Genomic DNA, 15,265 nt, shown 5'->3' with positions numbered 1-15,265 from the left:
GATTTTTATAAATAGTTATGAATTACTTCAGGACGTCCTAAATATAAATCAGCAATAATATGTTGTCCGTCTACGATTTTACGTACTGGAAAATCAGCCAGCGGTGCCATTACATGTTCGAACAATTGAAGCCTTACGGGAGATCGGTAAGCTTCTTTCACTTCAAAGTTAGTAATTTGACTTCGTGTTAACTCACTTTTAATAAGTTGCCCGTCATAATCTCGCATTTGTTTTAACATAAATTGGGGTTGAGATATTATAGACTCAGCTTCCTTGCTTTCCATACTAAAGTATTTATAACCCATGGTAGTTTGTGCTACACGTATTGATCCGTAATCTAATGTACCAACTATAACATCGTTATCTACGTAAAGGTTAGGTTGGCCAGCCTTTTTAGGAAAAGCTGCAATTTCTCGACCGGATGCTATAGCTCCTTGATTATCTACATACATGCTTAAATAAAATTCACCTTTTTCTCCCTTATATTCGACAGGAATAACTTGTCCTGCCTCCATATAAGATCCTAATCCTGTACTATCAGGCATGTTGATAATTTCAAATTTTATTAAATTACTTGTAACCTTTAGGGGTTCTGGTACTACAGCTTTTAAAGCTTCTACATCAGTTTCATAAATAACATTTATATATTCTCTGTTTCTATAAAATGGATTAACTTGTGGGAACACGGGTGCATTAACTGGGGTTGTAATTAGATTTTTGACATCTTCTTGTTTCATAGTATTTCACCTCTTAAAGTTATATTATTTTTTTGAATTTTCGTAGAGTATTATCAAAATCTGGAAGTGTTTTCTATGTTGATGCAGTTGATACTGTATCAACTATTATTTGATTAAAAGGAGTAGAAATATTATTTTTGTTGCCTGCATATACAACTAAACCATTTATATAATCAATTTCAGTTTTTCTATTTTTTCTTAAATCTTGAAGCATACTTGCCTCAAGTCTTCTATTAGGTTTCATAAGATCATTTAATTGATCAGAATGATTAAGGTTTTCAAAAATTTCTATTGAATGATGACCCATATTCGCGAATTGAACATTATTGGCATGTCCTGCTTTTATACATTCGTCTACAATATGCATAGCTGCAGTAAATGCAATCCTATTATCTAATATGTCACCATATGTGCAATTCAATGCTGCAGATAAGCCGCTAAATGCAGAATTAATTAATAATTTAGACCATTTTGTTCCCATTAAGTTATCAGATAAATGCACATTTCCTATACTATCTAACACGTTTTTAAGTTCTTTTAATCTATCAGTTATTTCACCATTAAGCTCACCGATTTGAAGTGCATAATTTTTAAAAGCATCATATTCAGTAGTTAATTCAGAAACACCAGGTTCTTTAAATGTAGCTCCGAATTCTACAGAACCCGCAATAATATGTTCTTTGGGTATATACTGTTGAACAACTACTTCTGGGACACCATTTTGTAAAGACAATAATATACCATCTTTGCTCAAAATATTCTTCACTAATGATAAAACGTCTCTATTATAAGTTTGTTTCGTTAGTAGTAAAATTAAGTCATATGTTTTATTAATTTCTTCGGGTTTTATGGCATTGACAGAAATATGAAAATCAGTCGTACCTGTTATAGTTGCTCCAGATTCATTTAGTAAGTCAACATGTTCTTCAAAATTATCTATAAGATCGACTGTATGGTCAGTTGTAGATAAGTAAGCTCCCATAATTGTTCCTAAAGAACCTGCTCCATAAATTGCTATGTTCATTAACTATCACCTCAATTACTACTCTACACCTCTAAACTAATATATACTAATACATATATTTTATAGATATATAAGATAGAGCTTATAGGATAAAGGAGGCACTTTTTGGAACTCTTACATTTAAAGTACTTTCAATGCGTAGCGAAACATTTAAATTATACTAAAGCTGCTGAAGAACTTAAAATTAGCCAACCTGCTTTAAGTATGATGGTTAAAAAGTTAGAACAAGAATTGAAAATTGATTTATTTCATAAAAAAGGGCGGAATATTTTTTTGACGGATAATGGGGAAATATTATTAAAATCAGCAGATAATATTATGAATGAATTAAATAAGGCAGAAGATTTAATTTACAAAAATGAAGAAAACAAACAAAATACAATTTCATTTGCTTCTTCACATAGTCGTCTTATATCTGATCTATTTGATAAATACATTAAATTTAATCCACAATATATGTATAACTGTGAAATAGAAACAATGGGGCAAATCACTCAAAAATTGTTAAATTATGATATCCAATTTGCTTTAAGTTCAATGAAAATATCCCACCCTGACATTAATAGTCATCCAATTATTAGAGAAGATATTGTAATTACTTACCCAAAGCAATACGATAATAAAAAATCAAATTTTATATACGATAATAATTTGTATAAAACGTTTATTTTTCCTTCTCATAACGACGATTATAATAATTTGATAAAAAATCAATTAAATAATATGAACGTTAATATTAATAATATTACATATGTCGATGGTACGTTTATTAAACCTATGGCAAAGCAAAGGCAATACTTTGCTTTTATACCTGTAAGCATGTGTAAAGAGTTGAATTTGCCCTATCTTAAACAATCAGACTTAATTGTTCATACTTTGATATACTTATCTACAGTAAAACAAAGCATATTAAACGAAGCAAATTCAGATATGTATCAATTCATTGAAAATTATTTGAAAACAAATAAACATGTCTATGTCGTTTAGATAAAATAGTTGGCTTTATTATTAAAAGCACCATAAAAGAGTATACAAACGGTAGAAGAAACATTGGAAATATTTAAAAGAAGCACAAAAATTTAAAATACCCTTTAAAATGAAAAAACAACAAATTCATGTCTTGTTGTGTAGTGAAAAACAATTAACAGTTAATTAAATAACTTTGTTATTGCCCATTCATGAACAGCCGTTTCTCATCATTTAAAGTTAATATTAGATTCGCCTAATAATCCAATTAAAGCCCAATACCTATCTATAGCTATGCTATTTATATTTTATCGAATTCCTCTTTTTAAGTAGTTTTTTAACTTTTAATTAAGGAAATCATTATCTAGAGATTAAAATAACCAATGATTATCAGTATGTATATTAAAAGAGACTCCTTGTCGAAAGAGTCTCTCTTTTGTTTTAATATTTGATTTTGTCTTGATAACGCCTATCCTCTTTTTTTAAGAATTTTTCTATAATAGAAGAACATTACTTTTTAAAAAGATTATCTAAGAAATCCAAATGTTTTTGATGAATTTTTTGTGCATATTTATTGTTCAAATCTAGTTCATAAACATGTAACAACTTTCCTTTTGACCGATCATAAAACTGGCTATTTACAGGCACATTTAACTTATGCAATTTTTTTTCAAATTTTTTATTATCTTTTGTGAAAGTGCCAAAATTCCCATCGCTTATAAATGTTGGTGGAAAGTCCTTAGTTACATGATCACTAACCGATGCTTGTTTAGCCTTCTCAGAATGAAGTACATCAGTTGTGTCAAAGTAACTACGTCCAAGAGTATCAAATAGCCAATCGGTTAAGAAAAAATCAGTATTAGCAATTTTGGGAGAATCGATAAGAGGTCCTATAGCGATATAACCCTTCGGTTGAAAATTGCTACTATGATTAGCAGGAGTAATGCCTACTTGTTTTGCATATTCTTTATTATTCATTAAATTAATAAGTTGGCCAGTAAGTTGTCCACCAGCAGAGTCACCAGCAAAAACTATTTTATTCATATTTATATTATATTGTTTTGTATGTTCTCTAATAAAAGTAAGTGCATCATTAACTTGTTCAATTGTTTCAGGATAACGAGCATTTGGGGCCAATTGATAATTAATATTTATTACATTGTAACCCGATTTTACATAACGAAAAAGGAACTTTTCCCTTTCAGATTTATCATCAAAAGCAAAACCACCACCGTGGACATAAAAAATTGTACCTTTAGCTTTTTTTGGAGTGTAAATATCCATTTTATTATTTTGATATTTGGATGGATAGGTTAAATTTTTATAATAGATAGAACCATCTTCATTTTTTTTAACCGATTTATCAGCTACTACTTTACCTGGAAATATGCGTTCTGATTCGCGCGTTAAAGTATCTGGGTTTATACTATTGTAAGCTAAGATAATATAGCCAAGAATTAAAAAAAACAGACCTAATAAGCCAAACGCTTTTAACAGTTTTTGTGATTTTGTGCTACTCTTATTTTTAATTATGTTATTTAAAATAAAGGTTAGAAATACTATAGCTGTAACGATAGTTGTAAATATAGTAAAAAGATAATTGTTAAATAGTAACGTTAATAACATCAAAATAAAAATTAGTATTAGAGAATAGTGTTGTAGCTTTCCTCTTTTGTTTTTATAAGCAATTATTATACGTAACAATAACGCTAATAAAACAAAGGGTATGATTAAGTAGAGTCTGCTAAACAGTACAAACAGGGTAATGCTAATAATAAATATAAAAATATCGAGAAAATGTTGTAATTTCATAATAACCTGCCCTTTATTATTTTAAAGTTATAACTTTGCTAATAGCTCAAATCATAATATTTATTTTTATTCCTAAATATTAATATTATAGTAGAGAAAAAAGTAATCCAAGAGTCATATAGTACTTTGTAACAATAAGGGGGTATTTGTAACGTGAAACAAAGTAACTTTCTTAAAATATGCTTAGCAGATGCTTATTATCAACTGCTTCAAACAAAGAAAAATAATAAAATCACTATTAATGAAATTTGTCAAAAAGCTGGTACATCCCGTCCCACTTTTTACCGTCATTTTTATGACAAAGAAGATTTAATAGTTGTTAAATTAGACGAAATTATCTTCACTGAATATTCATTTTACTTTCAAAAGACCATAGTGACAGATGAACAAATGTTAAATTTTATCCTTTATATTGTTCAAAAAAACCCTATATTTTTTAGTACATTAAAAGAACAAGACCTTTTGCATTATTTTCATATTACATTTGCCAAATACTTTTTCAAAGAACAGGATAAAATAAAAAGCCTTATGTTCAAAAATGCACTGCTATCGCATGGCTTAGAAGGTGTAATTAGCTACTGGATTGAAGATGATTTTGAGACTGATAAAACTCAAATAGTTGATATAATATTAAAAGCGTTGAGATAGCCTGATATTTATAATTATTTGAACTTTAAAAGATGCCATTTAAGTAAAGCGTATACAGAGGGTGATCCCTAATACTGTCGTTATTAAGCAAAAATACAATATTCAAATGGATGAAAAATCAATATTTAATGTACATAATCGATGAATTATCGGAAGGATTTATAACTTAAAATTAATTTTACTATCTTAAATCTTAGATTATTATTTGCAGGTGTTAATTATTTTGTATTTGAGGATTTTTTATCCTTTTATCCTATGTGCTTCCATTAACAATAAAACCCTCACTACTTTGATGATTAAGTAGTGAGGGTGCTTTTTATGAATTATTGATATTTGCCATACGCTCGTTAAAAGTATCGAAGGAGATTTTATCTTTAGAAAACAATGCTAATTGGATATACATCTGCTCATTTTTGGTTAATTTGCGCTTATATAATTGCTGCACGCGTTCATGTTCGTCGGGGAGAGGTTCTAAGATGTTACGTTCGTTACTAAATGCTTCATAATAACGGAGACCAAAGATTCTTTGCGATTCAGCGTTAATATGAATGCCGTCCGAATTGGCTTCCAATCGTTCTCCAGTAGCATAAAAACAATTTGATTCATTGATGCAAACATTTTTGAATATTTGATTTAGTTCAGCGTATTCTGTTGCGCTTTGCCCGAAAGCTGACTGACCCAAATAGTCACCAAGGCCACCAATAACACAAGGCAACGTGTTGTTATTGAGTTCACTACGTAAATGATGTATCAAATTGATAAGTTTATCTTCATAGAGTTTAAATTTTCCGTCGTTACTATCAGACTCTCCTTGGTGCCATAAAACACCTATTAATTCACTTGTTTCCATAGCAAACTTGGCTTCTGCAATAGCATGTCGAGTTAAAGGCTGGTTGGGTGCCCAATCATCTATCGTAGTGCCACCATCAGCACAAGGTATTAGACCTAACGTTTCAGTAGGATGTTCCATAACCCACGATGCCGCAAAAGAAGACGCTGGACCAATGCCGGCAACAGAGCGGTCACTATGAATAGGCTCCTCCATAAATTGCCAACGTCCATTTTTTAGCACTTTAATATTTTCGTTAATGATAGGTTCAACCTCATCAATAAAGCCTCTTCCTGCCATGTTAGATTGTCCTATTAGTAAAATTGATTTCATTAATCTTAGCCCCTTTCCTTAAGGTAAGCATTTTTATTTAGTTGCGTTTATTATACGCAAACTTATTTGTTTAATAAAGTTGTATTTATAATAATATAATATGCTTGTGTAATTATTATAATTAATAAATTTAGTAATAGCTTAAACATGACACTTGAATAATTTATTAAGAGTAATATAATAAAATTATAAGGCAATATAAATCCTGTAAAATTCATAAATGAATTAGGTGAGTCACATAGATAAGCACAAGAAAGAACAGACGTTTGCAAATCTAGTGCGTTCCTATCGTAAAAACCATGTCGGCAAAGGTCCTAAAAAAATTGATGTTTCATTTGTAGGCAGTTGGGCTATAGCTTTTATGACTGGTGCGTTAAGTAAAGTTGAACACTTTTATTTAAAAGATGAACGCAATGAAGAGATGTTGCGCTATGCGCGAACTGAGGAAATTAAAAGATTATACGATGAGCAACCGCCAAAAGAAATGGAAGAACTGGTCGGAGCAAAATTTGTTAAATTATTTACAGATGTTGATTTAGCTGATGATGAAGTTGTATCAATATTTGTATTCGATAAATCAATAGAATAAGCTAGCTGGTGTAAGGTACCTGGTGCTGTTTGCTAACTACGCTTGAATAGAGACTATTCAAGGAGGTGGTATGTGCAAACGGCGTCAGGTATTTTTTTAATGCGCAATTATTAGGCATTAAACTTAAACGTTATAAGTGCTTTCGACTAAAAAAATAATTTATAGGAGTGAATATAATGAAAATAGTAGCATTATTTCCAGAATCTGTAGAGGGCGAAGAAAATCAAACACTTAACACGAAAAAAGCGATTGGTCTAAAACCATTTTTAGCTGAAAAAGGACATGAATTAGTAATATTAACTGATAACGAGGCAGATTTAGATAAACACTTAGCAGATATGGATGTAGTAATAAGTGCACCATTCTATCCTGCTTATATGACTAGAGAACGTATTGAAAAAGCGCCTAATTTAAAATTAGCAATTACTGCTGGCGTAGGTTCAGACCATGTAGACTTACAAGCTGCCAGTGAACACAATGTTGGTGTTGTTGAAGTAACAGGTAGCAACACTGTAAGTGTTGCAGAACATGCTGTTATGGATCTGCTTATTTTACTACGTAACTATGAAGAAGGTCATAGACAATCAGAAGAAGGCGAATGGAACCTATCACGTGTAGGTAACCAAGCGCGTGAATTACAAAACAAAACAATTGGTATCTTTGGCTTTGGTAGAATTGGACAACTTGTTGCAGAACGTTTAGCACCATTTAATGTTACAATTCAACATTATGATCCAATCAACCAAAAAGATAATGATCATTCTAAATTTGTAGAATTTGAACAACTTGTAGCAACAAGTGATGCTATTACAATCCATGCACCACTAACTCCAGACACAGATGATTTATTCAATTATAACGTTTTAAGTAAAATGAAAGACGGTAGCTATTTAGTAAACACAGCACGTGGTAAAATAGTGAATACAGAGGATTTAGTAGAATTATTAGAAGCTAAACACATTCAAGGTTATGCCGGTGATGTCTGGTTCCCTCAACCAGCACCAGCTGATCATCCATGGAGAACAATGCCAAGAAATGCGATGACTGTACACTATTCAGGTATGACGCTAGAAGCACAAGAACGTATTGAAGAAGGGGTAAAAGATATCTTAAATCGTTTCTTCAATAACGAACCATTCCAAGATAAAGACATTATCGTAGACGGTGGCCAAATCACTAGTAAAAGTTATAAAACTAAATAAAATTTAGAAAATAAAAAATGCCCGGCAAAGTTTAACTTTGCCGGGTTGTTTTATTGCAATTTAGCAGGTTTTTTATTCAGAGATTCTTTACATTTAACTGCGATTTTTTGTGCTGCTAAACCATCTTCTATAGAACATAAAACATCACTATCATTTTTAATAGCATCTATAAAATAATTCATTTCGACTTCATATGCTTCTGAATATCTGTCTAAAAAGAAGTAAGGCGGATTCTGTGTTGAAATACTATCTGCTTTATGGAATGTTAGTGTAGAAGATTGTGTGTTATCAACACTAATTAATCCATTATCACCTAGTATTTCTACTCTTTGATCATAACCATAAACACTACGGCGACAATTTTCAATCACTGCTAATGCGCCATTTTCAAATTTCAAAGTGATTATAGCAGTATCGATATCCTCATACTGTTCAATTTCTGCATTTATCATAGCACCACCACTGGCATAAACTTCAGTAACTTCTGAGTTCATTAAATAACGTGCCATATCAAAGTCATGAATCGACATATCCATGAATAAACCACCTGAATTTTTAACATATTCTAATGGTGGTGGTTCTGGGTCTCTTGAGGTAATTCGTAGTGTTTGAATATTTCCGAGTTCTCCATCTGAAAGACGTTCTTGTAATAGTTTGAAGTTTTTATCGAAACGTCTATTGAAACCCATTTGTAGTTTGATATTTGATGCATTAACTGCTTCTACAGCTTCTTCTGCTTCGCTGAGTGATAAACTAATAGGTTTTTCACAAAAAACATGAATTCCTTTTTTACAAGCATCTTTAATAATATCGACGTGAGTATTTGTCGGTGAACATATTATAATAGCATCGATTTCAGGATCGTTCATTATATCTTGATAGTTTTTAGTTTTATTACTAATGTTTGATTCTTTAATCCAACTATCTAGTTTGTCACAAAATAAATCTGAAATCCATTTAAGATTAATATCTTTTCTTTGTTTTAAATAATTAACGTGAAGGCGACCTATACGGCCAGCACCAATAACTCCTATATTTAACATGATTAGCTACCCCCTAGCTATTCCAATTGGTGAAAAGAATATATATAAAATAATTACTGCTAATACAATGAAACCACTTAAAATGTATCTATGTTTCCAGGGCGTTAAATCTACTTTTGCATAATTTACTTTAAAGTCGAATGTATTAGTTGGATTATATTTATTGAATAAGCTTATAATAATTAAATCAATGAAGAATAATACGCTTAAAACATATAAGAAATGTATATCAGTTAAAAATACTTTCGAAAGTCCATACATAACAATATGTGAGATAAACATTACTTTAGCACCAGTGCGAGATGTCCGCTTAACAAAAAATCCAGTTAGTACGAGTAATAATACCGGCATATTATAAAGGCCATTAAATTCTTGTACTACAGCATACAAACCTTGTGGGAAAATAGAAATCATAGGAGCTAAAATTACAACAACCACACCAACAATTATTGTTACAAGTCTACCAACTCTAGATACTTGTTTATTAGTAGCTTCTTTGTTGATAACTGATTTATAAAAGTCTAAAGAGAATAGAGTAGTAGTACTATTTAACGAACCTACGAATGAACTTAATATAGCACCGAAAATAACTGCACCAAATAAGCCATAAGCCCATTTTGGTAATACTTCGTTAACTAATAAAGGATAAGCGTTGTCAGGATTATCAATACTTCCACCAAGTAAGTTAAAGGCTAGAACACCTGGGAAAACTAAGAATAAACCACCTAAAATTTTGAATATTCCGACAAATAAAGTTCCTTTTTGGGCTTCTTTCAAGTTTTTTCCTGCCAATGATTTTTGAACTATCATTTGGTTAGTACACCAGAAAAATAAGTTATTGAAAAACATACCGAAAAATAATGTTGGCCAAGGAACTATCTTAGAATCAATGTCTCCGAAAGCGTTAAGTTTTTCTGGTGTCTTTTGTATTACGTGATCAAAGCCTTGTAAAAAGTTACCATTACCTAATAAAATTAATCCTAGAATCGGTATGGATAATCCACCGATTAAAAGGCCAATACCATATATTGAGTCACTATGTGCGCTTAAAGATAAACCACCTATAAATAAGTAAAGCATACCGACGAGACCAATAACACTAGAAATTAATATTACGGCAGTTAAATCACTAACATTGAGTAATTCGCTAATATTGAAAATTTTATTAAAAACTAATGCACCGGAATATAAAACAACGGGCAAGAATGACACTACATATGTAAATATAAAGAGTAGTGATACAAGTCTTTTAGTAAAAGTATCAAAACGCATTTCTATAAAGTCTGATATAGTATCTACACCATATCTAAAATACTTAGGTAAAAATACTAAAGCTAATAACACAATTGCAATAGACGAAGTTACTTCCCATGCCATTACTTCCATACCTGCTTTGAAGCTTTGACCATTTTGACCCACGATTTGTTCTGTCGAAAGATTTGTCATGATAATGGTAGAAGCAATCGTGAAACCCGTTAGACTTCGTCCTCCCATGAAATACCCGTCCGCATTTTTAGTATTGATTTTACGGCTTCTAAAGTAAGCATATCCTCCAATTACAACTACAACAATGATAAAAGATATTACTGAGAACATATTCATTATGAACTACCCCTTTAATACATGAATACAGTAACGTATTTATGCGTAATTTAACTTATTTGATAATTGAGAAATGTATTCTTTTGCTTTTTTGGCGTAAATAAACGGGTTTGCTACAGACGGATCTTGTTCGGCTTCAACGATAATCCATCCTGAATAATTCGAGCTAATTATCAAGTCTAGTATTGGATTAAAATCAATATCACCATCACCAGGTACTGTAAACATGCCTTTCTTAACACCTTCTAAAAAACTGAGGTTTTGTTGTATAACATGTTGTTTAATATTCGATCTAATATCTTTAAAATGAATGTGTTTAATTCTATTGTGATGTTGCTTGTATATTTCTGAAGGTTCCTCACCAGACATGACTAAGTGGCCAGTGTCGAATAATAGCGAGACATAATCTGGATTAGTAAGACTCATGAGTTTATTTATCTCTTCAGTTGTTTGGACACCCGTGCCCATATGATGATGGTAGACAATGTGCATATCTTTTTCTTGAGCTAATTTACCTAATTCTTCTAATCCATCTGCTAAAAGCGACCATTCATTTTCGTTAAAAGTAGGTTTATCTTTAAACAGAGATTTGTCGAAATTGCACTGAATACTATGACCTTGTTCAGCTACAACAATTACTTTTGCACCTAATTCATAGAGAAAATTTCTATGCTTAATGAATTGGTCTTTGTTTTCTTCAAAAGGCTTAGTAGTTAAATACAAACTTAACCATGCACTAGCTACAGATAAACCTCTTGGAGCAAGATAAGAATTGAGTTCTTTAGGGTTTTTAGGATATTTGTTTCCGATTTCAGTACCGACATATCCAGATAAAGCAATCTCGCTAATACATTGTTCAAAAGAGTTATTACTGCCTAATTCAGGTAAATCATCATTCGTCCATGCAATTGGGGCACAACCATATTTTATGTTTGTTGTCATATACAAGCACCTACCAATTTCACTACTTCATTTTTTTCAAATGATTCTTGCATGGCAATGGCAGCTTCAGTGCTTTTTAACCCGTCGTTGCCTGTAATAGTAGGTTTTTCGTTGTTAATAATAGAATTTACAAAAGTTGTAAGTTCGTTTATAAAGGCTATTTTAAAGCGTTCAGGGAAGTGTGTTGAAGTGGGTCTGATTACACCGTTATCATCATAGACAGTGACTAAATTCTTTTCGGGTGCATTACCTATACGAATCATACCTTTTGTTCCTATTATTTCAGTTTCAACATGATATCCATGGTTAGCATTTCGACCTGCTAACAAGTAAACGATGACGCCATTTTCAAGAGTTGCTAAGCAGGCGCCAGTTTCAAGCTCATTGTAATCTGCTAATTGAGGTGCAGCTAAACTATTACCAAGCGCATAAACTGTAGAAAATTCAGATTCGGTGAACCATCTTACTAAATCAATATCATGAATAGACATATCTAAGAAAATGCCACCACTCGCACTATTTTTAGCGAAGTTTATAAAGCTTGGTAATCCTTCACTTGGATCAATGCCGTAACAACGCATTGATGTGATTTCTCCTAAGTCACCACGTTCAATAACCTCTTTAGCATATAAATAAGAATCATCAAAGCGACGCATAAAACCTAGTTGAAATACTGTATTAGGATGATTATCTAATTCTGAAAGTAAGTTGTTTATTGTAGTTAAATCAATGCCAATAGGCTTCTCGGAAAACACATGCAAACCTTTCTTTAGTGCTTGAGAGATTTGTACAGTGTGGAAACCGCTTGGTGAAACAATAATTACTGCATCTAATTCATCATTATTAATCATTTCAGTATATGATGTATAACAATGTTTAACGCCTAATTCATTTTTAGCATAGTCTAACTCTTCTGGAACTATACTAGTTACAGCAAATAATTCAGCATTCATTATATATTTGGATAAGTTTTGGGCATGTATACGTCCTAAACGCCCAAGCCCAACTTGTCCAATTTTTAGTTGTGTCATATATACTCCTCCTTCTATGAAAGCGCTTTAAAAGTAAGCCCTTACATAGAAATGTATTACATTTTTGAGGAGGGGTCAATCAAAAAACTAAAATTTATTCAAAAAACAACCAATAGTTAATCAAAAATTAATTTGTTTTGATTGTGACATCATGGTTTTGGCAATATTCGAGGAATTCCTTGTCAGGATTCTTATCTGTAATTAAATAATCGATATCTGCTAATTCAGTATATGTTAACAGTGTTGATTTATTGATTTTTGAATGATCTACAAGCACGTACTTTTCTTCAGATTGCTTGATAACAGCTTGTTTTATAAAGTTTTCTTCAATTTCAGCATTCGTTAATCCATTATTAATATTTACGGCTGTTGCAGCCATAAATGCTTTTTTTATATTAAATTTATCTACAATACTTTGGCTTTTCACTCCAGTGAATGAACGTGTTCTAGCTTTGTATTTTTCGCCGATGATAAAAAGAGAAACATTATTAAATTTAGTTGCTTTGTTAATTACATCTAAACTATTAGTAATAATTGTAAATGGCAAGTTTTCATCGATGTTATCTAATATATGAATTGTAGTAGTGCCGGTATCTATGTAGATTACATCATTTGCTTTTATATATTGTGAAGCTAAGTAACCTATATTTTTCTTGTGTTCATAGTTTTCAATATTTCTTTCTGAGTAATCAATTGCTTTAGTTTCTTGATTATCAGTACTTTTAACTCCCCCGTATACCTTTTTAACACTATTTCTTTTAACTAGTTCGTTGATGTCTCTTCTAATTGTATTGATAGAAACATTAAATTCTTCAGTCAATTCTTCTATAGAAACAGTTTCGTTGTCCTGTACGTACTTTTCAACTTTTAATATTCTTTTTGATTTCAAATAAATTCTCCTTTTTAATAAAATTTGCTATATGATAATTGACAAATCTCCCGTATTTAATTAACATTATACCAACAAGTAATCAAAAGTTCATCAATTTATTTTTTTTGTTTTCCTATGTAAGCGATTACTTAAAAATCGAAGGAGGCATTTTTTATGGTAAATACGTTAAAAAATTATATCAATGGGTCATGGATAGAATCAAAAGCTAAGGAAGAGATTGATGTTTTCAACCCCGCAACAAAAGAACTAATTGCAAAAGTTCCAGTATCTACAAGAGAAGAGTTGGATTACGCTGCGGAAATAGCACAACAAAGTTTTGAACAGTGGAAAGAAGTGCCTGTTCCTAAAAGAGCACGTATATTGTTTAAATTCCAACAATTACTCATCGAAAATAAAAATACTCTAGCTGAAATTATTACTAAGGAGAACGGTAAAAATCTTACTGAAGCTTTAGGTGAAGTTCAAAGAGGTATCGAAAATGTTGAATTTGCATGCGGAGCACCTTCACTAATGATGGGTGATTCTTTATCAAGTATAGCAACAAATATCGAAGGAACAAACTATAGATATCCAATTGGTGTAATAGGAGGTATCACTCCATTTAACTTCCCTATGATGGTCCCTTGTTGGATGTTCCCGATGGCTATTGCAATGGGTAATACATTTATCATTAAACCTTCAGAAAAAACACCATTACTTGTAAATAAACTAGTTCATTTATTAGAAGAAGCTGGTTTACCTAAAGGTGTATTTAATGTCGTTCACGGCGCACATGATGTAGTGAATGGTATTTGTGAAAATGAACATATCAAGGGTGTTTCTTTTGTTGGCTCTAAACCAGTAGGGGCATACGTGTATAAAAAAGCTACAGATAATTTAAAACGTGCCCAATGTTTAACAGGCGCTAAAAACCATACAATCGTATTAAAAGACGCTAACTTAGATCAAGCTGTTAAAGACATTATTGGAGCAGCATTTGGTTCAGCAGGAGAAAGATGTATGGCAGCTGCTGTTATAGCAGTAGAAGAAGGTGTTTATGATGCCTTTAAAGAAAAATTAGTACAGGCTAGTAAAGAAATAGTAATTGGTAATGGACTTGAAGATAACGTATTTTTAGGACCTGTAATTCGTGAAGAAAATAAAGAACGTACGATTGATTATGTTAAGAAAGGTATCGAAGAAGGTGCAGACATATTATTAGATGGTCGTGAAGATAATTTAGAGGAAGGTTATTTTGTTAAACCGACTATATTTGAAAATGTCACAACAGATATGAAGCTTTGGCAAGATGAAATATTTGCACCGGTATTATCTTTAGTTAAAGTTAGTGGCTTAAAAGAAGGGGTACAATTAGCTAATAAATCTGAATTTGCAAATGGTGCATGCTTATTCACTGATAGTGCATCAGCTGTTCGATATTTTAGAGAAACAATTGATGCAGGCATGTTAGGTATTAATTTAGGTGTTCCAGCACCAATGGCTATATTCCCATTCTCTGGATGGAAGTCTTCATTCTACGGATCATTACATTGTAACGGTAAAGATAGCATAGAATTTTATACTCATAGAAAAGTTGTAACAGCAAGACATGATACGTCTAAATTTTAAGGAGAGA

14 protein-coding genes are annotated in these 15,265 nt (G+C 31.5%); 5 read left to right on the top strand and 9 right to left on the bottom strand.

All coding sequences use genetic code 11. From position 1 onward, the window contains the following. Positions 1 to 5: 5 nt before the first annotated feature. Positions 6 to 737, bottom strand: a complete 732-nt coding sequence (locus tag ISP02_RS11750) for an acetoacetate decarboxylase (protein ID WP_195721720.1) — start codon at positions 735 to 737, stop codon at positions 6 to 8. Between the two features lie 73 nt (positions 738 to 810). After that, entirely contained in the window at positions 811 to 1,761 is a 951-nt protein-coding gene (locus ISP02_RS11745) for a ketopantoate reductase family protein (RefSeq protein WP_195721719.1), read from the bottom strand. A gap of 105 nt (positions 1,762 to 1,866) precedes the next feature. Between ISP02_RS11745 and ISP02_RS11740 the strand changes: the two genes are divergently transcribed. Then, on the top strand, positions 1,867 to 2,748 hold the full coding sequence (locus ISP02_RS11740; protein WP_195721718.1) for a LysR family transcriptional regulator: 882 nt from the start codon (positions 1,867 to 1,869) through the stop codon (positions 2,746 to 2,748). A gap of 489 nt (positions 2,749 to 3,237) precedes the next feature. On the opposite strand, the gene ISP02_RS11735 is transcribed toward ISP02_RS11740, so the two are convergent. Continuing rightward, positions 3,238 to 4,539 (bottom strand): alpha/beta hydrolase, encoded by a 1,302-nt coding sequence (locus ISP02_RS11735; protein WP_195721717.1) that lies wholly within the window; start codon positions 4,537 to 4,539, stop codon positions 3,238 to 3,240. Between the two features lie 153 nt (positions 4,540 to 4,692). Here ISP02_RS11735 and ISP02_RS11730 point away from each other — a divergent pair, with 153 nt between their 5' ends. After that, a complete protein-coding gene (locus tag ISP02_RS11730) occupies positions 4,693 to 5,187 on the top strand; it encodes a TetR/AcrR family transcriptional regulator (protein ID WP_195721716.1) in 495 nt (164 codons plus the stop codon). Between the two features lie 316 nt (positions 5,188 to 5,503). Here the strand turns inward: ISP02_RS11730 and ISP02_RS11725 are convergent, their stop codons facing one another. Then, the gene (locus ISP02_RS11725; RefSeq protein WP_195721715.1) at positions 5,504 to 6,349 is read right to left on the bottom strand and encodes a sialate O-acetylesterase; all 846 of its coding nucleotides are present in this window, start codon (positions 6,347 to 6,349) and stop codon (positions 5,504 to 5,506) included. Positions 6,350 to 6,578: 229 nt separating this feature from the next. Here ISP02_RS11725 and ISP02_RS11720 point away from each other — a divergent pair, with 229 nt between their 5' ends. Together ISP02_RS11720 and ISP02_RS11715 are read left to right on the top strand one after the other, a co-directional pair. Beyond that, positions 6,579 to 6,938, top strand: coding sequence for a DUF2294 domain-containing protein (locus ISP02_RS11720; RefSeq protein ID WP_195721714.1), 360 nt, complete (start codon positions 6,579 to 6,581; stop codon positions 6,936 to 6,938). Positions 6,939 to 7,114: 176 nt separating this feature from the next. After that, positions 7,115 to 8,140, top strand: coding sequence for an NAD-dependent formate dehydrogenase (locus tag ISP02_RS11715; protein ID WP_195721713.1), 1,026 nt, complete (start codon positions 7,115 to 7,117; stop codon positions 8,138 to 8,140). 50 nt (positions 8,141 to 8,190) lie between these two features. Here ISP02_RS11715 and iolG read toward each other — a convergent pair whose 3' ends face one another. From iolG to ISP02_RS11690, 5 genes are all read right to left on the bottom strand, one after another. After that, the gene (gene iolG, locus ISP02_RS11710) at positions 8,191 to 9,183 is read right to left on the bottom strand and encodes an inositol 2-dehydrogenase (RefSeq protein ID WP_195721712.1); all 993 of its coding nucleotides are present in this window, start codon (positions 9,181 to 9,183) and stop codon (positions 8,191 to 8,193) included. A gap of 6 nt (positions 9,184 to 9,189) precedes the next feature. Then, entirely contained in the window at positions 9,190 to 10,785 is a 1,596-nt protein-coding gene (locus ISP02_RS11705; protein ID WP_195721711.1) for a solute:sodium symporter family transporter, read from the bottom strand. A 39-nt stretch (positions 10,786 to 10,824) separates the two neighbouring features. After that, on the bottom strand, positions 10,825 to 11,733 hold the full coding sequence (gene iolE / locus ISP02_RS11700; RefSeq protein WP_408020138.1) for a myo-inosose-2 dehydratase: 909 nt from the start codon (positions 11,731 to 11,733) through the stop codon (positions 10,825 to 10,827). Further along, complete coding sequence (locus ISP02_RS11695; RefSeq protein WP_195721709.1) at positions 11,724 to 12,758, bottom strand: Gfo/Idh/MocA family protein; 1,035 nt, start codon at positions 12,756 to 12,758, stop codon at positions 11,724 to 11,726. The genes iolE and ISP02_RS11695 overlap by 10 nt, the downstream gene beginning before the upstream one ends. Before the next feature lie 127 nt (positions 12,759 to 12,885). Further along, entirely contained in the window at positions 12,886 to 13,647 is a 762-nt protein-coding gene (locus ISP02_RS11690) for a DeoR/GlpR family DNA-binding transcription regulator (RefSeq protein WP_195721708.1), read from the bottom strand. Between the two features lie 156 nt (positions 13,648 to 13,803). Between ISP02_RS11690 and ISP02_RS11685 the strand changes: the two genes are divergently transcribed. Then, positions 13,804 to 15,258 (top strand): CoA-acylating methylmalonate-semialdehyde dehydrogenase, encoded by a 1,455-nt coding sequence (locus ISP02_RS11685; protein ID WP_195721707.1) that lies wholly within the window; start codon positions 13,804 to 13,806, stop codon positions 15,256 to 15,258. The last annotated feature ends 7 nt before the right edge of the window (positions 15,259 to 15,265 follow it).

The organism is Staphylococcus durrellii, assembly GCF_015594545.1.
GTDB classification, from domain to species: Bacteria; Bacillota; Bacilli; order Staphylococcales; family Staphylococcaceae; genus Staphylococcus; species Staphylococcus durrellii.
This window is presented reverse-complemented; position numbering and strand designations above follow the sequence as displayed.

What these genes read in the sequence shown, in the direction of transcription:
- ISP02_RS11750 (WP_195721720.1), bottom strand. Translation starts at nt 737, where the DNA reads ATGAAACAAGAAGATGTCAAAAATCTAATTACAACCCCAGTTAATGCA.
- ISP02_RS11745 (WP_195721719.1), bottom strand. Translation starts at nt 1,761, where the DNA reads ATGAACATAGCAATTTATGGAGCAGGTTCTTTAGGAACAATTATGGGA.
- ISP02_RS11735 (WP_195721717.1), bottom strand. Translation starts at nt 4,539, where the DNA reads ATGAAATTACAACATTTTCTCGATATTTTTATATTTATTATTAGCATT.
- ISP02_RS11725 (WP_195721715.1), bottom strand. Translation starts at nt 6,349, where the DNA reads ATGAAATCAATTTTACTAATAGGACAATCTAACATGGCAGGAAGAGGC.
- ISP02_RS11715 (WP_195721713.1), top strand. Translation starts at nt 7,115, where the DNA reads ATGAAAATAGTAGCATTATTTCCAGAATCTGTAGAGGGCGAAGAAAAT.
- iolG (WP_195721712.1), bottom strand. Translation starts at nt 9,183, where the DNA reads ATGTTAAATATAGGAGTTATTGGTGCTGGCCGTATAGGTCGCCTTCAC.
- ISP02_RS11705 (WP_195721711.1), bottom strand. Translation starts at nt 10,785, where the DNA reads ATGAATATGTTCTCAGTAATATCTTTTATCATTGTTGTAGTTGTAATT.
- ISP02_RS11695 (WP_195721709.1), bottom strand. Translation starts at nt 12,758, where the DNA reads ATGACACAACTAAAAATTGGACAAGTTGGGCTTGGGCGTTTAGGACGT.
- ISP02_RS11685 (WP_195721707.1), top strand. Translation starts at nt 13,804, where the DNA reads ATGGTAAATACGTTAAAAAATTATATCAATGGGTCATGGATAGAATCA.